At 41.6% G+C, this 20690-nt stretch carries 18 protein-coding genes; 1 reads left to right on the top strand and 17 read right to left on the bottom strand.

The features are described from left to right. Positions 1-90: 90 nt before the first annotated feature. From ACN6MY_RS10470 to ACN6MY_RS10450, 5 genes are all read right to left on the bottom strand, one after another. A complete protein-coding gene (locus tag ACN6MY_RS10470) occupies positions 91-1011 on the bottom strand; it encodes an ABC transporter permease (RefSeq protein WP_419884134.1) in 921 nt (306 codons plus the stop codon). Between the two features lie 39 nt (positions 1012-1050). Next, positions 1051-2097, bottom strand: coding sequence for an ABC transporter permease (locus ACN6MY_RS10465; protein ID WP_419883875.1), 1047 nt, complete (start codon positions 2095-2097; stop codon positions 1051-1053). Continuing rightward, positions 2090-3625, bottom strand: a complete 1536-nt coding sequence (locus ACN6MY_RS10460; RefSeq protein WP_419883874.1) for an ABC transporter ATP-binding protein — start codon at positions 3623-3625, stop codon at positions 2090-2092. Before ACN6MY_RS10460 ends, ACN6MY_RS10465 begins: the two co-directional genes overlap by 8 nt. A gap of 179 nt (positions 3626-3804) precedes the next feature. Then, the gene (locus ACN6MY_RS10455) at positions 3805-4890 is read right to left on the bottom strand and encodes a BMP family lipoprotein (protein WP_419883873.1); all 1086 of its coding nucleotides are present in this window, start codon (positions 4888-4890) and stop codon (positions 3805-3807) included. An 87-nt stretch (positions 4891-4977) separates the two neighbouring features. After that, positions 4978-5703 (bottom strand): GntR family transcriptional regulator, encoded by a 726-nt coding sequence (locus ACN6MY_RS10450; RefSeq protein WP_419883872.1) that lies wholly within the window; start codon positions 5701-5703, stop codon positions 4978-4980. Positions 5704-6050: 347 nt separating this feature from the next. On the opposite strand from ACN6MY_RS10450, the gene ACN6MY_RS10445 reads away from it, so the two are divergent. Then, positions 6051-6335: a DUF6509 family protein gene (locus ACN6MY_RS10445; RefSeq protein ID WP_071350706.1), complete on the top strand. Its 285-nt coding sequence runs from the start codon at positions 6051-6053 to the stop codon at positions 6333-6335. An 81-nt stretch (positions 6336-6416) separates the two neighbouring features. Here the strand turns inward: ACN6MY_RS10445 and ACN6MY_RS10440 are convergent, their stop codons facing one another. The 12 genes from ACN6MY_RS10440 to ACN6MY_RS10385 form a co-directional block, all read right to left on the bottom strand. Beyond that, positions 6417-8804: a DNA translocase FtsK gene (locus tag ACN6MY_RS10440; RefSeq protein WP_419883871.1), complete on the bottom strand. Its 2388-nt coding sequence runs from the start codon at positions 8802-8804 to the stop codon at positions 6417-6419. 174 nt (positions 8805-8978) lie between these two features. Beyond that, entirely contained in the window at positions 8979-9206 is a 228-nt protein-coding gene (locus tag ACN6MY_RS10435; protein WP_419883870.1) for a YlzJ-like family protein, read from the bottom strand. Then, entirely contained in the window at positions 9203-9940 is a 738-nt protein-coding gene (locus ACN6MY_RS10430; protein WP_419883869.1) for a ClpP family protease, read from the bottom strand. The genes ACN6MY_RS10435 and ACN6MY_RS10430 overlap by 4 nt, the downstream gene beginning before the upstream one ends. 195 nt (positions 9941-10135) lie before the next feature. Continuing rightward, a complete protein-coding gene (locus ACN6MY_RS10425) occupies positions 10136-11863 on the bottom strand; it encodes a ribonuclease J (protein ID WP_419884133.1) in 1728 nt (575 codons plus the stop codon). A 647-nt stretch (positions 11864-12510) separates the two neighbouring features. Next, the gene (gene dapA, locus ACN6MY_RS10420; protein ID WP_419883868.1) at positions 12511-13377 is read right to left on the bottom strand and encodes a 4-hydroxy-tetrahydrodipicolinate synthase; all 867 of its coding nucleotides are present in this window, start codon (positions 13375-13377) and stop codon (positions 12511-12513) included. Between the two features lie 29 nt (positions 13378-13406). Beyond that, positions 13407-14648 carry an aspartate kinase gene (gene dapG, locus ACN6MY_RS10415; RefSeq protein ID WP_419883867.1) on the bottom strand — a complete coding sequence of 414 codons (1242 nt, stop codon included), beginning with the start codon at positions 14646-14648 and terminating at the stop codon, positions 13407-13409. Between the two features lie 61 nt (positions 14649-14709). Further along, positions 14710-15765, bottom strand: a complete 1056-nt coding sequence (gene asd / locus ACN6MY_RS10410; RefSeq protein ID WP_419883866.1) for an aspartate-semialdehyde dehydrogenase — start codon at positions 15763-15765, stop codon at positions 14710-14712. 244 nt (positions 15766-16009) lie between these two features. Further along, a complete protein-coding gene (locus ACN6MY_RS10405) occupies positions 16010-16609 on the bottom strand; it encodes a dipicolinate synthase subunit B (protein WP_419883865.1) in 600 nt (199 codons plus the stop codon). Beyond that, a complete protein-coding gene (gene dpaA / locus ACN6MY_RS10400; protein ID WP_419884132.1) occupies positions 16606-17508 on the bottom strand; it encodes a dipicolinic acid synthetase subunit A in 903 nt (300 codons plus the stop codon). The genes ACN6MY_RS10405 and dpaA overlap by 4 nt, the downstream gene beginning before the upstream one ends. 196 nt (positions 17509-17704) lie before the next feature. Next, a complete protein-coding gene (locus ACN6MY_RS10395; protein WP_090988214.1) occupies positions 17705-17956 on the bottom strand; it encodes a YlmC/YmxH family sporulation protein in 252 nt (83 codons plus the stop codon). 262 nt (positions 17957-18218) lie between these two features. After that, a complete protein-coding gene (locus ACN6MY_RS10390) occupies positions 18219-19451 on the bottom strand; it encodes a M16 family metallopeptidase (protein ID WP_419883864.1) in 1233 nt (410 codons plus the stop codon). A gap of 198 nt (positions 19452-19649) precedes the next feature. Next, entirely contained in the window at positions 19650-20609 is a 960-nt protein-coding gene (locus ACN6MY_RS10385; RefSeq protein ID WP_419883863.1) for a polysaccharide deacetylase family protein, read from the bottom strand. Positions 20610-20690 lie beyond the last annotated feature (81 nt).

The following is a 20690-nucleotide window of genomic DNA, read 5'->3' as shown; positions in this document are numbered from 1 at the left end:
CATCACAGAACACTTTAAAAAACCAAAATATATAAGAAAAGGAGTCAAAAAAAGAACCCGGCATCTGCCAGGTTCTTTAGTGATGGAACATTATCTTTTTCCTTTAATATATGGCTGGCCGGATGCCTTTGGAGCATCTGCCCGTCCGATGAATCCTGTAAGTGCGATAATGGTCAGCACATATGGGGCAATGAGCAGGTAAACCGGCGGAATATCTTTGAAAAACGGCAAGCTCGCTCCGACAACACTCAAGCTTTGCGCTAATCCGAAGAATAGTCCAGCTCCCATTGCGCCAAGCGGATGCCATTTTCCGAATATCATGGCAGCCAGCGCCATAAAGCCCTGTCCATTGATGGTTGAGTGGCTGAAGTCATTTGTTACTGTCAATGCGTGAACGGCACCGCCGATTCCGCCAAGAGCGCCAGATAGCATGACGCCTAAATACCTGATTTTAAAAACGCTGACTCCCATAGTATCTGCTGCCATTGGATGTTCACCCACTGCACGGATACGCAGTCCCACTGGAGTTTTATAGATAATATACCATACAGCGATAGCAAGCAAAATTGCAATATAAGACACATAATAACCGTCTGAGAAAAAGATTTTTCCGATAACCGGTATATCACTCAATACAGGAATATCAACTTTATTAAAAGTAGCCTGAATTACATCTGTCTGGCCTTTCCCATAAATCAGCTTTACAAGGAACAGTGTTAATCCTACGGCAAGCAAGTTGATGGCGACACCGCTGACTGTCTGGTCGGCACGGAAGGTTATGGTAGCCACAGCGTGAAGAAGGGAAAAAATCATGGCTGCAACCATGGCAACAATTACTGAAATCCATGGTGTCCAGCTTCCCAGCTGATCTGCGAACGTTAAATCAAATACGATACTGACAAATGCGCCAATGACCATTAATCCTTCCAGCCCGATGTTGACTACACCGGTCCGTTCTGAGAAAACGCCGCCTAGCGCAGTGAAGATAAGTGGAGCTGCAAGAGCGATCATAGCTGGTACGATAATTTGCAGAATTTGATAAAAATCCACTTATTTCACCCCCTTCTTGGAAAAACGATTTATTATCAAGCGAATGAAATAGCTTGAAGCAACAAAAAAGATAATTAAAGCTATTACTATATCAACTATTTCATTTGGAACATTTGCTGCAAGCGGCATATTCAGCGCCCCAGTCTTCAATCCTCCAAATAGCATGGCTGCGAGCACCACGCCAATGGCTGTATTGCCTCCGAGAAGTGCAACGGCTATGCCGTCAAAGCCTACCCCTGTAAAACCGTTTTTGATGGCAGCGTATCCGAACGTTCCAAGTCCCTCCATGGAGCCGGCAAGCCCTGCAAACGCCCCAGAGATAACCATCGACATGATAATGTTGCGGTTTACGCTCATTCCTGCGTATTCAGAAGCATGCTGGTTAAATCCTACAGCTTTTAATTCAAATCCTGTTGTTGTTTTCTCAAGAATAAACCACATCACTATGGCGCATATAATCGCAATGACAATACCCCAATGCAGCCTTGAAAAATCCGTTATTCCCTGAAGGAAGCCAGAACTTAGGGATGCGCTGTTATGAATAGGATCCGTTTGGTCTTTCTTGTCTGTCAGAACGTTGGCAATCAAGTAATTGGTCAGATGCAGGGCAGTATAATTCAGCATGATGGTCACAATAACCTCATGGACCCTAAACCTTGCTTTTAATAGTCCGGGAATGAATGCCCATAAAGCACCTGCGAGCGCACCTGCAAGCAGGGCAAGCGGCAAATGGATCACCTTGGGCAGGTCGAATGCGAGTCCCACCCATACTGAAGCGAACCAGCCAACAATCAGCTGACCTTCAACCCCGATATTGAATAGTCCTGTTCTAAAAGCAAAAGCAACAGCCAGACCAGACAAAATATAAGGAGTAATCTGCCGGATGGATTCCCCGACATAATAGCTTTCACCAAAAATTCCTTGAAGCATTGCCGAATAGCCCGCAATAGGATCATATCCGCTGACAAGCATGATTATGGCACCTGCAATAAGGCCAAGCAATACAGAGATAACCGGAATTGATAAGTTTAATAGTTTCTTAGACATGTGACGCCCCACCTGCTTCCATTCTCTTGCTTCCTGCCATCAGTAAGCCCAGTTCCTGCTCTGTTGTTTCCTTTGGATTGACGATGGCTACTATTTCACCTTCATAAATTACTGCTATTCGATCACTTACATTCATGATTTCATCAAGCTCGAAGGAAATAAGCAAAACAGCCTTGCCCTGGTCCCGCTGCTCAATCAAACGTTTATGGATAAATTCTATGGCTCCGACATCAAGACCCCTTGTCGGCTGTGCTGCAATCAAAAGATCCGGATTCCGGTCCACTTCACGGCCGATTATCGCTTTTTGCTGATTGCCTCCTGAAAGGGCTCTTGCCGGTGTATATTCACTTGGAGTTCTGACATCATACTCACTGATCAATGCCCTGGCTTTTTCATAAATCTTGTTGTATTTCAGAATGCCTCCTTTTGAGAAAGGTTGATCCTTGTATGACTGTAATACGATATTTTCTCCAATGGAATAATCCAGTACTAGCCCATGTTTATGCCGATCCTGAGGAATATGTCCTACTCCCGAGTGAGTTATTTTTCTTGGAGACTGATTTTGGATTTCTTTTCCGTCGATTTTTACCGTTCCAGATTCGGATTTTTTAAGACCGGTAATCGCCTCGATAAGTTCTGACTGCCCGTTGCCATCTACACCAGCAATACCGACAATTTCACCGGCTCTCACAGAAAGATTCAAATTTTTAACTGCATAAACTCCCCGCGAGTCTTTTACATTAAGGCTTGATATTTCCAGCACCTGGCCTGCCGGATTTGCTTCACTTTTTTCTGTTTTGAATACAACATCCCGCCCAACCATAAGGCTTGCCAGGGCATCCGGATCTGTTTCACTTACATTAACCGTGCCAATCCCCTGACCTTTGCGGATGACTGTAACCCGATCACATACTTCCATTATCTCTTTAAGTTTATGGGTAATAAGAATAATAGATTTCCCCTCTTGGACAAGAGCTTTCATGATAGCCATTAACTCTTTTATTTCCTGAGGAGTCAGGACCGCTGTAGGTTCATCGAAAATCAGAATCTCCGCCCCTCTGTAAAGGGTTTTCAAGATTTCAACTCTCTGCTGCATGCCGACAGATATATCTGAAATCTTAGCTTCCGGATTGACACTCAGGCCGTAGCGTTCAGATAAGCCGTGAACTTCTTTATTGGCAGTCTTTAAATTAATCTTCCCTGCTTTAGAAGGCTCTTTTCCAAGAATGATATTTTCTGTTACTGTAAAAGGATCAACTAGCATAAAATGCTGATGCACCATCCCAATTCCCAATTCATTCGCAATATTCGGGTTTGTGATTTTTACTGGCTTTCCTTTAACCTTTATTTCTCCCCTTTCAGGCTGATATAGCCCAAAAAGGACGTTCATAAGGGTAGATTTACCTGCTCCATTTTCCCCAAGGAGAGCATGGATTTCACCCTTTTTTACCTGCAGCGTGACATTGTCGTTGGCTACGATTCCCGGAAATTCCTTTCGGATATTAAGCATCTCAATTACATATTCCAATTATAATCAGCTCCTAAAAAGATGAGTGCCATTCATTAGATTGCCAGTGAAGCCTGAAATTTTTGAAAGTTCAAATGAAAAACCATAATCTTTTATAGTCTTTCATTTGAATTTTCTGGTTTTACAGTTAAGAAGAAGGAATAAAAGGCTTTTCAGCTTATTTATTCCTTCCATGAAAATTAATAACCCATTGATTTTAATTCTGCGCGTGTTGCAGGAATCTTCACACTTCCTGCTTTAACTTTCTTAGTCCACTCATCCAAAGCTGTCTTAGCTTCAGGAGAGATGTTGGAATCAGGGACACTGATTGCATTTTCGTTCAATCCATATTCGATGACTTTTCCGCCAGGGAATTGACCATCTTTAGATTTCTTGGCAAGATCTTGAACAGCAATATCAACACGCTTAACCATTGAAGTTAATGTAACGTTGTAGTCTTTGCCGTCAGCTGTCAGCTTGCCTTCTTCTGTTTGGTCACGGTCTACACCGATTACCCAAACATCTTTGGATGGATCTTTTTTCTTAAGTTCTTTAGCAGCAGTGAATACTCCAGTGCCAGTTCCGCCAGCAGCATGATAAATGATATCTATTCCAGAAGTGTACATGCTTGTTGCAATTGTTTTGCCCACATCAGGCTTAGCGAAATCTCCTGCATATTGCACTTTAACATCAATGCTCTTGTCAACAGATTTAACACCGGCAATGAAACCAACCTCAAACTTGTTGATTAGTTCGCCGTCTACTCCGCCAATAAAACCGATTTTCTTTGTTTTAGTCGATTTGGCTGCAACTACACCCGCAAGGAATGAACCTTCTTGCTCTTTAAAAGTGATGCTCGCAACATTTGGTTTATTTACAACAGAGTCAACGATTGCAAATTTGGAATCCTTGCGCTGATCAGCAATCTTTGTTACGTCTGGAGCCAGCTTATAGCCAATTCCGAAAATCAAATCAAACTTATTGCGGACAAGGGTATTAAGGTTTGTAGTGTAATCCGCATCTGATTTTGATTGCGCATAATCAAAACCGCTTGTACCTTTTTGCAGGTTGTTGTCTTTGCCGAATGCCTGAAGACCTTCCCAAGCGGATTGGTTAAAGGACTTATCATCCACGCCACCGGTATCCGTTACCATAGCCACAGTAAAGTTGTCTTTCTTGGAATCACCGTTTTTGCTTGAATTGTCATCGCTTTTGCCGCATGCACCTAACAGTGTACCAGCAGCCAGTACCAATGATAGTGCTAAGCCCATTTTACGCTTTTTCAAGGTTTGTACCCCCTACGGAATGATAGTTGATTTAGTAGAAATGTTCTGAATTTAAAATCTGTTGGCGTTTTCAAGTCTCTTCAAAAATTATATTCTTTTCCTGAGAACATGAAAACTGAACATATCCGCCTTAAAGTAGTTTACGGAATAAAGAATCGGCTCTTCATTTTCATCATAATGCATTTGTTTTAATACAAGCAATGCTGCTTCAGGGTCGCATTCAAGAATTGGTGAAATCTTCTCGTGATAGCCTATAGGCTCAATTTTTGCGACTGCATGTGATATTTTCCGGCTTGCTTCCTGTTCCAGGATATCAAAGAGCGATTCGTCCTGGTGTGAAAAAGCTTCCGGCAATATGCTTTCCGGTATCTTATCAATGCAATAAACAACCGGTTCGCCGTTTGCAGTCCTTACCCTTTCTATTAAAACGATAGAATCTTCTGGTGAACATGAAAAGCGCCGTAAATCTTCTTCTGCCGGACTTTGTGTGATAGAACTTAAGAAAATAGTCCCAGGCTTCATGCCTGCTTGTTTAATCATGTTTGTTACACTGTTAAGCTGTTCTATGCCAGATGAAAACATCGGCTGTGCATTAACAAAGGTTCCAACTCCGTGGCGGCGTATTATGACATTCTCTTCTTCGAGAATGCGCAGCGCCTCACGCAAAGTAGCCCTGCTTACTCCCAGCTCTTTGGCAAGATCAAATTCAGAAGGCAATTTTTCTTTTTCTTTATAAATTCCATCTTCTATGTCTTGTTTAAGCCGGTCAATGACTTGCAAATACAAATGCCGATTATCTGACTTGATAGACATGCAGGTTCCTCCAACTATAATTCTTAAGACATCAGACATCTGATGTTCAATCATTCCTACTAATCGAAAATTACTATAACATTTTTTCAAATATAAATAAATAGAGATTTGAAATTAATCAAAAAAAATAGTATAGGCGAAATAATCAGTTAATTGTGAAGCCCATAATTTGAAAACACCTTTAAAAACCTTGACATATCTACACTTCCGCTGGATATGGTGCTTTCGTTTTGTACTTGTGTATGCTATTATTTATAAAGTATTTTTTTCGTACCATGGGTTTGTTTTATAATAAAGCAGGTCTTATGGTCCATGCTTACAACTTAATCAAGTGAGAGGATGTTTATATGCTAACAATTATTTCCTATACTTCCGAGCCCCTGATCGATCCTTTTGGTATCCTTACAGGACAGCGCTATGAGTTTTTCCTTGATATTGAGGTTCCTGAGGATGATGAGCTTTATAGCGAAAAGGGCTTATATATCAGGGTATTATATACCATCGAAGAAACCCGTGAAGGAATCCTGAAGTATGATATTCATGAAAAGGAATCGGAAGAGCTTTTGGACTTTGATTTAGAAGAGGAAGAAGTGAAATTGCTAGAAAACTTCTGTAAAGAACACCTCTCATAAATACTTCTGTTCTTAGCGATTAGGTCATGAAAAACCCTAAAAACAGCAGATATACGATCTGCTGTTTTTAGGGTTTTTTTGTTATGATAAATGAGCTTCATTTCCCGTCTCTCTTGGTGCCAATACAGTACGGGGCTTTGAGCCTTCATACGGCCCGACAATCCCTCTGGCTTCCATTTCATCAATCAGTCTTGCAGCACGGGTATAACCAATCCTGAACCTCCGCTGAAGCATAGATACAGAAGCTGTCTGCATCTCTACAATCAGGCTGACTGCTTCATCGTAAAGAGCATCTTCCGCCTCGCCAGTTGCTGTTTCAGGAATATCATCAGGAATCATTTCTTCATTGTACTGTGCTTTTTGCTGTGAAATGACGTAATTCACTACATCCTCAACTTCATGATCCGATAAAAATGCACCTTGAACACGAACTGGCTTTGACTCGCCGACTGGCAAAAACAGCATATCTCCTCTTCCAAGGAGCTTTTCAGCTCCTCCCATATCCAGAATTGTCCTGGAATCTGTCATGGAAGAAACACTGAATGCAATTCTTGAAGGAATATTCGCTTTGATGATTCCTGTGATAACATCGACTGAAGGGCGCTGGGTAGCGATGATCAGATGGATCCCTGCTGCCCGTGCCATCTGGGCTAGCCGTGTAATAGCATCTTCCACATCAGAAGATGCAACCATCATTAAATCAGCAAGTTCATCAACAATCACGACTATATACGGCAGAAGGGGCTGCTGTGCATCTTCCTCGCTATTCTGTCTGACTACATATTCATTATAACCCTCGATATTACGCGTTCCTGTATGTGAAAACAGTTCATAGCGGCGTTCCATTTCACTTACGACTTTTTTAAGAGCCTGTGATGCTTTTTTGGGATCAGTGACAACAGGAGCCAATAAATGCGGTATGCCATTATATACATTAAGCTCTACCATTTTGGGATCGATCATCATCATTTTCACTTCATGAGGCTTAGCCCTCATTAAAATGCTCGTTATAATTCCATTGATGCAGACTGATTTACCGCTTCCTGTTGAACCTGCAACAAGCAAGTGGGGCATCTTGTTCAGCTCTGCCATGACCGCTTCTCCAGAAATATTCCTGCCCAGTCCTATCTGCAGCTTTGCATCAGGTTTATTGTTTTCTTTTGATTCAAGCACTTCCCTTAAAGATACCATAGCAATCTCAGAATTTGGCACCTCAATGCCAATTGCAGACTTGCCTGGAATCGGTGCTTCGATACGGATATCCTTTGCAGCAAGTGCAAGCGCAAGGTCATCCGATAAGCTGACGATTTTGCTTACCTTGACACCGACGTCTGGATGCACTTCATATTTGGTAACAGCCGGCCCTAAATGAACCTGTGTCACCTTCGCTTTTACCCCGAAACTTTTAAAAGTGCTTTCAAGTTTTGCCGCATTATCATGAATTAGCTGATATTCACCGCTTTGATCCGTTTTTTTCGGATGATTTAAAAGTGAAAGTGCTGGAAGATTATATTTTTTATTTTCAACTTCCGTAAAATTAATGGCTGGAACGATATCGTAACTTTCAGATTTCCCGTCTTTTCCTGAAGGGCCTGCATTTTCTTGATTTGCTGCATCTGCTAAAGAAGCAGCGTCCTTTTCAGCAGGCTCTGTTCCTTCCCCGTAAGCTTTTTCTGCAAAGTTAGAAATGAGTCTCCGGGAAGGCAGTACCTCTTCTTCTTCTACTTCTGGAAGATTGACTTCAGGCAAAGGATTATTTTCTGATTTTTTTTCTTTCTTCGTTTGTTTTTCCTGCTGTTCCTGCTTCTTATTTTCCTTTTTTTCCTGATTCCAAGTCTTCATATCTTCCCTGAAGGCTCCCCACTGTGAAGTAATAAAAACAGCACAGTAACGGATCAATTTCCCCAGGGTTTCTCCAAAAGACTTGCCAGTCAGAAGGATCACGCCAATTATGATGAAGATTACAGCGACTATTGTAGAACCTGCCTGGTCAAAAAGAAAATAGGAAGATGCAAACAAGATGGCTCCGATCATTCCTCCCCCAAGATCCGGCGGGGTGCTTGTTTGACCGTTAACTTCCATCCAGAAAAGCTCCCATGTATTAGCAATTACGCTTGGCTTTTTAAACGGTCCCCCTTCAGCAAGCAATCTGAAGAGATGTACATGCGTTAACAGAAGAATGCTGCAGATGATAAAGTAAATTCCAACCAGCTGTCTTTTTAAAAACAGCGGAGCTGACCTTTTGATCATTAAATAAAGGCTGACAGCAATCATCCCAAGCAAAAACAGGATATACCACTCACCCATAAAAAATCTTACTAAAAAGACAATGCTCCTTCCAACGGCCCCGAGCTTTGCGATTGCGATCGCAGTAAGACCTAATATAGCCAAACCTATCAATTCATATTTTAGGGTGCCTTTTAATGTCTCTGTACTTTTTTTCTTTTTCCTTTTTTTCTTTTTCGCCATTTTTACCACCTGACTTTTCATGCAATATGTATTCAATATCCATTGAAAGAATACCGGCATCTTGGTTCAATTTGTCGTAAGCATTCTCTATAAATAACGAAGAAAGCAGCCTTGCCGGCTGCTTTATATTATTTCTTTCAGTATATCATAATTTGCATGGCTTGGACCTTTTTTCTAATTATTAAACCCTTGCAAAACAGGCAAATAAGACCCTGGCTGAATGGCAGGAACGAGATAATGCGCAGGATCGGTGCTTATGATCCTCTGAACACGAAAGCTCGTCGGACTCTGCTGTTCAATTAATATCGGAATGCCCTCATACGAATAGTTGTGGATATTGTGGAAAGCCTCCGCGGCATGCGGAAAGACCTGTTCCGGCGGCAGAATGGTATATAAGGTCATTGCAGAATTCCTTCATCGCCATTTTCAGAAGATGGCCTTGAGGCGTCAATCAGCTCATTCAGCTTTTTCATGGCCTGGCCGATTCCGCCCACATCATCCATCAAACCAAATTCAACTGCATCATGGCCGATGACATTCGTCCCGATATCTCTTGTTAAATTGCCTTTTGCAAACATAAGGTCCTTAAATTGTTCTTCACTCACTTGAGAATGCTTTGTTACAAATCTGATGACCCTCTCCTGCATCTTATCCAGATATTCGAAGGTTGCAGGCACACCAATGACCATTCCAGTCAGTCTGATTGGATGGATTGTCATTGTCGCTGTTTCGGCAATAAAAGAATAATCGCAGGATACAGCTATCGGCACCCCGATAGAATGTCCGCCTCCTAGCACGATTGATACAGTCGGCTTTGATAATGAAGCAAGCATCTCAGATATAGCCAATCCTGCCTCCACATCCCCTCCGACCGTATTCAATATAACCAGGAGCCCTTCAATCTTTGGATTTTGTTCTATTGCTACGATTTGAGGAATAACATGTTCATATTTAGTTGTTTTATTTTGTGGAGGCAGCTGGATATGTCCCTCGATTTGTCCGACGATCGTCAAACAATGAATGCTTGAATCCTGTGACATATGGGGCACGTTCGTCTGCCCAAGCTGCTGGATTTTTTCAATTAATGTAGAATTCTTGGCTTCTTCAGGTTTATTTGGCTGCGGTACATTCTCCATTACAAAACTCCTTCCGTCTGCGTATACAATCATATTATTGTCTCAAAATAGTGAGTTCATTCGCAGTCCGGCCAAGGAAAATGAATGATATTTTGCAAAAAGGCAGCAAAACACATAATAAAACACTTTGTAAATCAGGCATTAAAAAAGCCCTGATTGCAATTTAGTGCAATCAGGGTCAACTTTACTGTAATATCAAATTTCCATGATGATCGGCAGGATCATTGGACGCCTTTTGGTTTTTTCGTATAAGAAGGAATTCAGTGAATCCCTCATGTCCTGTTTTAGTGAGGACCAGTCAAAAGGCTGTTTTGTTCCGGTTTTCTTCACGATTTCATTGACGAGGGAAGTAGCTTCATCCATCAGTTTTTCAGACTCCCTCACATATACAAATCCGCGTGAAATAATTTCCGGTCCTGCAGCAATTGACTTATCAGACTTATTGAGAGTAACGACGACTATCAGAGTGCCATCCTGTGAAAGCAATCTGCGGTCACGAAGGACGATATTCCCTACATCCCCGACTCCGCTGCCATCTATTAAAATATTGCCTGCGGAAACCTTGCCGGCAAGGCGGATTTGTTCCGAATTAATTTCAACGATATCCCCTTTATCGGCAATGATAATATTTTCCCTGTCAAGGCCTGCTGCCGCGCCCACTTTTTCATGTGCATATAAATGGCGGTATTCACCATGTACAGGAATAAGGAATTTAGGTTTCATCAAATTCAGCATCATTTTCAATTCTTCCTGGCTGCCATGGCCGGTAACATGAACCTTATATCGGCTTGAAACAACATTTGCACCCACCCTGTAAAGAAGATCAATCGTTTTGGCAAGATTGATTTCTCCTCCTTTTAGCGGAGAAGCGGCAATTAAGACGGTGTCTCCTTCAGAAATTGCCACCTGCCTGTGTGACTGCCTGGCCATTTTTTGCAGGGCCTCTATAGGTTCCCCTTGATGTCCCGTGGAGAGAATGACTACTTTATTAGATTCGTAGGAAGAAAGCTCTGAAACAGGAATGATTGCATCTTCTTCTACCTTTAAATATCCCAAATCAAGCGCAGTATTATACACTCTATGAAGGCTCTTCCCAACCACTGCGACCTTTCTTCCGCTTTTTGCAGCAGCATTAAAAACATGCTGAATACGATTCACATTCGATGCAAAGCATGCAACAATGATTCTGCCGCGGGCATTTTCAAATGCATCTGCCATATCTTTTGCAACAATCGCCTCAGAAGGTGTATATCCAGGTTTCTCTGCTCCTGTACTATCAGAAAGAAGGCAGAGAACCCCTTTTTCTCCAAGTGCCGCCATTTTGCCAATCTCAGGCTTGTAAAGCTCTGATGCAGCTTGGTCAAATTTAAAATCACCGGTATAAACAATGGCTCCTTCAGAGGTGTGAATGGCGATTCCCACTGAGTCAGGAATACTGTGATTCGTTCTGAAAAAGGAAATATCAGCCTCTGGAAAATTCAGTACGGTATCAGAATCCACCTCAATAAAGTCTGTTTTTCCTTTATAATCATCTTCCTTTAATTTAGCTTTAACTAAGGCAATTGTAAGTCTCGTGCCAAATACCGGCACCTTTAAATATTTAAGGATATAGGCGAGCGCACCCATATGATCTTCATGTCCATGACTGATGAATATTCCTTTCAGCCTGCTTTTGTTTTCCATAACATAAGAAATATCCGGTATCACAGCATCAATCCCCAGCATTTCCTCCTCAGGGATCATCAAGCCTGAATCTAAAAGAAATAAATCCTCATTAACTTCAACAATATACATATTTTTGCCAAGCTCCCCCTGTCCTCCAAGGGAAATGACCTTTATGCCGTTGTTATCTTTATCTTTAACCAATCTAATATCCTCCTTAAAAATCTGGCCGTTCAATATCCAATTGAATTTATTATACATGATGTAAAAAAAACAATACAATACTTAACCTTTTTAAGGAGTATTGACAAAAATTTTCTAAATTGCTGGCACATTTATTCATGCATTTTATGTATGTAGTAATGTATTTAAACTCACTTATTCCAGCTATGGTTTACTATTCCGTATTTTATAACCTAACTTTTATGCCTCTAAACCTGACAGCGCTTACTTGAGCATTTTCCTCTGCGGGTCCCCGGCCAACTATATATTTATTCTTCATATGAATGAGATGAATGAGAATAATGCCAATCACTATATATCAGATGACAGAAGATGAGGCGGGCGCAGCCTATACGTTAGACGGTTGCGAAAACTATGTATAGTAAAAGTATAAAGAAAAGACTTATGATTTGAAAGAATTATTTTATAATTCCATTTATGGTTGAACCGCTATAAGGATTTATTATAAAGGCTGTTTTCGTCAACTTTGTTACTATGAAACAAGGGGGCTGATGCCTGCTCCAGGATGCTCGCTTCCGCAGGGCGGGCGGTGAGCAGGAGTCCGGCCTCTTGCACTCCAATCAAACTGACTTAACAATGGAACACATAAAAAACAACAATCTTTACGAAAAGAGCCATTATAAAACAAGCCAATCAAAGATGACTGGCTTGTTTTTTCTTGCTGATTATTTAATTAAAGCATTCAATGCTGCCCGTTCCTGCTCAGTTAATGGCAGAATAGGAAGCCTGACAGAGCCGACATCCATGCCTTTGATCTGCAGTGCAGTCTTAACAGGGGCCGGGCTCGGTGCTGCAAATAAGCCCTTCATAACAGGCTGTAATTTTTGATGCTTCACAGCTGCCTCTTTTATGTTACCGGATAAGTATGCTTCGATCATCTCCTGCATTTCATTCCCGATTATATGCGAGGCTACAGAAACTATGCCGGCTCCTCCAATAGAAAGAACTGGTATCGTCAATCCGTCATCCCCGCTGTATAAAGAAAAGTCATCACTTGTTCCGGCGATGATTTCTGTCATGGCATTTAAATCCCCGCTTGCTTCTTTTACAGCTACAATATTATTGATTTCAGCAAGCCTGATTACAGTTTCAGGAGCAATATTCACAGATGCTCTTCCAGGAATATTGTAAATCATGACAGGAAGCAAAGTACTGTCTGCAATGGCCTTGAAGTGCTGATACAGGCCTTCCTGATTTGTCCTGTTATAATATGGTGCCACAAGCATAACAGCGTCTGCGCCATTTTGCTCAGCCTTTTTAGTGAATTCAATTGAAGCGTAGGTATTATTGCTGCCTGTTCCCATGATGACAGGCACCCTTTTATCTGCTATTTCTGCTACATGGCGAAGCAGAGCGATCTTTTCTTCTGATGACAGTGTTGGGGATTCTCCGGTTGTACCGCAAATAACAAGTGAATCTGTACCATTTTCAATCAGGTAATTTACCAGCTTTGTTGTCTTGTTAAAATCAATGTTCCCATTCTTATCAAATGGAGTTACCATTGCTGTGGAGACTCTTCCAAAATTTATCATAATATACACCCCATATTTAATTCCACAAATTAATCAGTAATTTTATATTCTGCAATCTCTTTATGAAGCTCGAAAGCATCATGCAGAGAATTCACCGCTTCTACTAAATCATTTTCCTTTACCAAAACCCAGATAGTTGTATGGCTGTCTGCAGATTGCAGAATGCCGATTCCCTTTTCAGACAAGGCCGTTACAATTTTAGAGGCAACACCCGGAACACCGTTTATTCCTGCGCCGACTACAGATACTTTTGCGCAATTTTCCTGCACAATCGGCTCGTGCCCCATTTCGGCCAATATTTTTATGGCATGCCCGGTCATGTCCTCTGAAACGGTGTAAACTACGCCCATAGGCGATATATTGATAAAGTCAACACTAATGGAGGCTTTGGCCATAGCCTGGAAAACTTCTGCCTGTAAATTGTATTGATTTTTTTTTGCCAATACCTTTATTTGGGTAATTTTAGAAACATGTGCAATTCCCGTTACAAGCCTCTCGCGGATATCACTTCCGCGTCGGTCCTTGTTGATGCTGGTCACAAGTGTACCTATTCCGTCTGTATAGGTGGACCTTATTCTTATTGGAACCTTTGCTCCCATGGCAATTTCCACTGCACGGGGATGAATGACCTTTGCACCCTGGTACGCGAGGTTGCATACCTCATTATATGTGACTACAGAAAGTGGGCGTGCATGCTCAGCGATCCTTGGATCCGCCGTCATTATTCCTTCTACATCTGTAAAAATATCAACCCATTCTGCACCCAGAGCCGCTCCGATTGCAGCTGCAGATGTATCGCTTCCTCCGCGTCCAATGGTCGTTATGTCGCCGTTTTTTGCAGCACCCTGAAAACCTGCTACAACAACAGCATCATGATCTTCAAGCTCTTTCAGCAGACGATCGCATTTCATTTCCATGATTTTAGCATTCGTGTGATCATTATTTGTCCTGAAACCTGCCTGCCCTCCAGTAAGAGAAGAAGCTTTTATTCCATTTTCTAGAAGCATATTAGTAAATACAACCGAAGAAATCGTTTCACCAACAGATAGCAGCAGATCTTGCTCTCTTTTAGTAATGAGGGAATGTGAGCCTTTTACAAGAGACAGAAGCGTATCCGTAGCATAAGGATCTCCGCTTCTGCCCATGGCAGAAACAACCACAATGACCTTATACCCTTCTTCAAGAGCTTTTTCAATATGGCGTTTTGCATGAAGTCTGCTTTCTTCGTCGCGGACAGATGTCCCGCCGAATTTCTGTACGATGATTTTCATATTAACACCTCAAATGTAAGCCAGCTCTCCTAAAAGGAAAGCCGGCAGTCCTAATCATTATTTATTTTATATCCACTAATCCAAGCTTTAGCAAGCTTTCTGCAATTTGAACGGAATTCCAGGCAGCTCCTTTTAATAGATTATCTGAAACAACCCATAAATGGAAACCTTTCTCCTCATCCAAATCTTTCCTGATCCTGCCTACGAACACTTCATTCTTCCCGACTGCAGCTTGCGGCATCGGGTACACCTGATTTGCTGGATCGTCCTGCAGAATGATGCCGTCTGCTTCTTTTAAAAGACCCTGTATATCAGGCACAGAAGCTCCAGATTGGCCAATTTCAATATAAACAGATTCAGAATGTCCAGTTTCTACTGGAAGGCGTACGCAAGTAGCTGAAACAGGAAGATCAGGCATATGCATGATTTTTTTGGTTTCATTGATCATTTTCATCTCTTCAAATGTATAGCCATTTTCCTGGAACTTATCTATCTGAGGTATTACATTGAATGCAATCTGATAATGATGTTTATCTCCCTTTACAGGAAGGATTGCAGGTTTTGCCTCTTCTCCTTCAAGAATGGCTCGTGACTGCTCCTTCAGCTCAGAAATAGCTGCTGCCCCGGCACCGGAAACTGCCTGGTAAGTAGACACAATGACTTTATTCAGCCCGAACTGCTTTCTGATTGGTTCAAGAGCAACTACCATTTGGATGGTTGAACAATTGGGATTGGCAATAATTCCATTATGGTTCTTGAGATCTTCTTCATTAACCTCAGGAACAACCAATGGCACATTCTGGTCCATCCTGTAAGCACTAGTATTGTCAATCACGATGGCGCCGCGCTTAACTGCTTCAGGGGCAAACAATTTGGAGATGTTTCCTCCTGCACTGAACAATGCAATGTCGATTCCTTCAAAGCTTTCCGGCTTTGCTTCCTGAACTTCTATCTCCATGCCCTTAAAAAGCACCTTTGTGCCGGCAGAACGGGCTGAAGAAAGCAGTGTAAGGTTTTTGATAGGCAGATTTCTGTTTTCAAGAGTTTTCAGCATTTGCTGTCCGACTGCCCCTGTTGCTCCAACAACCGCGATATTCAATCCTTTTGTTTCAAACATTGGTCCATACCCCTTTTCAAAAATTAAGCAGCATCATCTGTTTAATGGATAATCTTTAATTTCACTTCACGGCATAGCATAGGCAATCCGCCCAGCTTTGCTATGGAACATATCATGTATTAATCGGTACGTATATTTATTTTTCTTTCTAAGAATACCATTTATTTTAACATACTCACATTCTAAATAAACAGATTTGTGCTAAATTATCTGGAGCATCAGGCGACCGGCATTAGATAGCGCTTTAATTTCCGTCTTTAAATCTTTCAACGATAACAGGCTGGATCTGCTCTCCATTAATGGCTGCCACAATTGTATCTCTGATCATACTCATTCTTGCCACCATGGAATTTGGTTTATTCAGGGGGTCATCCTGGCCGTAAGGAACAAAGTAAATATCCTTTGCAGCCATAAGTCTCATAAGATTCACTCCATTAAGGCCGAGGGCATCATTTGTAGAGATTCCGACAACAACCGGACGGTGATTTCTTATTGTAGCTTTTGCAGCCATAAGTACTGGTGAATCGGTAAGTGCATTGGCCATTTTGCTCATTGAGTTTCCTGTCAGCGGAGCGATCACCATGCAGTCAAGAGGCATTTTGGGGCCAAGCGGCTCTGCTTTGACAATTGTATCCACAACATGATGGCCTGTCAGCTTTTCGATTCGCTCTATCCAATCCTCCCCCTTGCCAAAGCGCGTTTCTGTATGCTGGACGGTACTTGTCACAACCGGCACCACTTCTGCACCTTCATTTACTAATTTCTCAATTTCCGGAAAAACAATGTCATACGTGCAGTGAGAACCTGTCAACCCAAATCCTATTCTCTTGCCTTGTAGGCTCATGTCGTTTTCCCCTTTCTTTTTTTAATATCGTCTCTTATAAGCTGCGACAAAGCATTTGCGAGTATCTTCCCGGCTGTTTTAGGAGCAACGATACCCGGAAGGCTTGGAGCAAGCAGGGCTTTAATGCCCCGTTTTTCTGCGTAGCGGAAATCTGTCCCCCCTGGTTTTGAGGCCAAATCGATAATAAGCGTGTGAACAGGCATATTGGCTAATACAGAGGCTGTTATGATAGGGTAAGGGATGGTATTGATACATATATCAACATCACTCACTGCTTTTGGAAGCTCGTTTAAGTGAAAAGGCGATGCAGCCATCTCTGTGATTCTTGCAAGATCTTCGCTTTTTCTCGCCCCTACCTTCACCTTGGCTCCAAGTGACTGAAATGACCTGGCGACACTCATTCCGACGCGTCCAAGGCCCAGGACAACCACATTTGAACCATGTATCGTATAATCAGTATGTTGAATCGCCATCATAATTGTTCCTTCTACTGTGGGAATGGAATTATAGATGGCTACATCATCTCTTTCAAAAAGCTGTACAAGGCGACGATTGGATTTTTTTATAATAGAATTGAGATAATCATTGCTAATTCCTGAATAAATGGTGCAATGTGGAGGTGTTTTCATCAGCGTTTCTTCGTTTACGAATACATCTTCACTTGAAAAGATGGTTTCAACTTTGCCATCTGCATTCGTTCCGCGGATAGGAAGTATTATAGAATCAATTTCAGAGAGATCGACATCTTCCAATTTTTCTTTAACAGCCCCTGTAAATGCATGATCAAGCTGTTCAAAACCAATCAGCCAAAGCTTTGCATCGAGCTCCGTAAGCTTCCTGATAACTTCCAGCTGCCTCGCATCTCCGCCTATCACCGCAATCTGCACACCTGTGAGCATCAAACATCACCTTCTTTTATAGACTGCTCTCTTCAATTTCAATCACTGCTTCATTCCCAACATATTATGTGTTTTCTAAACAATAGGTGAAGAAATACATAAAGTTGCCTTCAAAAGCAAAATAAAAAAGCTGCGGGCATGCAGCTTTTTTTGCACATTCTTATCAAATTTCAGTAAATGTTACACTTGCGGTTTTTCACTCAGTAAAGCTTTCATTTTCAGCTATATCTATGATAATCATATCTGCGCCAATTTTCCTAATATGGCTCCATGGCACTCTCACTTCATTGCCGTTTTTACGGAGGCCGAACCACTTTACTGAGGGTATAATAAGAGCAGTAATTTGCCCTTTCTCATCTATCTCTAAGTCTGTCTGGCCAAGCACGCCCAATCTTTCCGCTCTCTTGATATCTACAATTTCCTTACCGCTTAATTCACTTAGCCTCATGCCGCGCCTCCTTAATAGGTCCTTATTACACTATATCGGGATGCCCGGCCGCTTAGAAGCAAAGAAGCAGGAGAACTGAAAAAAAACCTTGCATATAGTTCATTTTTAAAGGGATTTACTATCTGCCAGACCACGGGTAATATTGGCGTGTGCCTTGTTTAAAGTTGATGAGAAGGAAATTCCACGGCTTGGCCAGCATCAAAAAAAAGACCCATTTGGCATCTCTCCACTCATGGGCAATGCACAAAACAGGTCTCTTTTTTTATTTGGCTGTCCAGTCTTCCAGCGGACTGACGAGGGAAATCGAATAATGATCAGTGAAAAGTTTTCTGCCAAGGGTGTTTACACTGTCTTCAGTCACTTCATCAATCATATCAATGATATCATCAAGTGAACGGTGCCTTTCAAGAAGCAGCTCGTTCTTTCCGTTTCTGCTCATTCTGCTGTTCGTGCTTTCAAGGCTTAGCATTAAGCTCCCTTTAAGTTGTTCTTTGCTGTTATTCAGCTCTTTTTGGGTGATTCCTTCACTTTTTAATGTTTCCAATGTTTCCTTGATGGTTTCATATAAGTTATCAAGCTGATTAGCCCCTGTTCCTCCGTAGATGGTAACCATTCCGCTGTCCTGGTATCCGGAGTGATATGAGTAGATTGAATACGCAAGGCCCCTCATTTCCCTGACTTCCTGGAATAGCCTGCTGCTCATGCTTCCGCCGAGGATATTATTTAAAACAATAAGGCTGTATGTATCGCTGTGCCCGATTTTTAAGCCTTCAAAGCCAAGGCACAGGTGAGCTTGTTCTGTTTCTTTTTTGCGTACTAGCTTATTTTGGTGAAAGCTGGGTTTAACTAGCTCTGGACGGGTTTTTCCGCCTTCATATGAACCAAAGTAGCCTTCCGCTTCTTTAACAAGGCTTTCATTTACATTTCCGGCAATCGAAACAACCACTTTATCCGGGGTATACATGTCATGTACATAAGCATTCAATGTTTCCGCTGTAAAAGTTTCCAACGTGCTTTCTGTACCTAAGATGGGGTAACCCAAAGGATGATTTTCATAAATAGCCTGGCTGAGCAGATCATGAACGATATCATCAGGTGTATCTTCGTACATTTTAATTTCTTCATAGACAACGCTTTTTTCTTTCTTCAATTCTTCTTCATCAAATATTGAATTAAAGAACATATCAGACAGAATTTCCAGAGCGAAGCTTGCGTGTGTATCAAGCACCTTTGCGTAATAGCAGGTATATTCTTTGGAAGTGAATGCATTTACCTGGCCGCCAATACTGTCAAAGGATTCAGCTATTTCCCTGGCAGTACGCTTAGTCGTCCCTTTAAACGTCATATGCTCAAGAAAGTGAGAAATTCCATTTAATTCTGGAGTTTCATTGCGTGATCCCGTTTTAATCCAAATCCCGATGGCAACTGAACGGACAGTCGGAATATTTTCTAGAACAACCCTTACACCGTTTTGACAAGTATATTTCTTAATCAACTAACATTCCTCCCTAATCTGTGGTGAACTGAAACGCTGAAGCGCCTTGTAAGACCGCGAAGCAAATAGGGATTGGACCATGAAGGCGCTTTTTGCCTTCAAGGGGCAATCATCTTTTGCACAGCGGGCTAGGCGCTGAAGAAAGACTTTCATACAAAAACTTGTATAAATGAAACATTAATTTTATGGAAACATTTTTCAATGCATCATTCTTTTTTCGCTTAGTGCTTCTGTGACTGTTACAAGATGCAGATTCTTCTTTTTAATTTGTTTAATTAATGTATCTAAAGATCTTGCTGATGATTCTGTCGGGTGCATCAATATAAAAGCACCTGGATGCACTTTTGACATTACCCGCTGTATAAGTATTTCCGGACTGGGCTTTTGCCAGTCTATTGTATCTACACTCCACATGATTGTTCCCATTTTTAGAGAGTTGGCAATTGAAACAGTTTCATCACGGAAACTTCCGCTCGGCGGAGCAAACCATGTGCATTTTTTGTTTGTGACAGCTTCGATGATTTCATTAGTTTTTTGCATCTCTTCTTTGGATGCAGCCGAAGAAATAGTTTTCATATTAGGATGGGAATATGAATGGTTGCCAATTTCATGGCCGCCTTCTTGAATCATTTTTGCCAGTTCCGGATTATTTTTAGTCCATTTGCCTTCCAGGAAAAAGGTGGCTTTCACTTGATTTTTCTTCAATACAGCAAGCATATCCTGTAAATACTCATTACCCCAAGCGACATTTATTAAAAAGGATACAACTGGTTTATCCGGGTGCGCCCGGTAGATTGGCTCTGCTTTTAAATCCTGCAAATGCTTTTTTGGTGCAACTTGAGAATATATCAGCTTTTTTTCATCAAACACTCCATCTTTTTTCATCACATGATAAGAAGCTGTAATGTTGACTTTTAATCCATTGTAGCCAGGCACACTCTTCCATACAGGATCAATTCTTGCATCCTGGGGAGGAGCCTCATATCCGGCTGCTTTGCTTTCTATTTCTTCAAGAAGACTGTCCTTTTGTTTAAGAACGGATGCTGAATCTCCTTTTAATTCAAAAAGATACTCATTAGTATAAGGATTTTGCACTAATAACCATGATATACCTGCAATGGCAGTTATCGCAACTATATGCTTCCACTTATTGCCCATTTTCATGCCTCCTTCTTACAAAATGTATGAAGGCATCGGACAAGGTAGAACGTTTGCGACTGCGGAAAAAAGCGAAAAGGC

Source organism: Peribacillus sp. B-H-3 (assembly GCF_048572925.1).
GTDB lineage: Bacteria > Bacillota > Bacilli > Bacillales > DSM-1321 > Peribacillus.
Note: the sequence above shows the minus strand (reverse complement) of the source record. Positions and strands in the feature narration are given on the sequence as shown.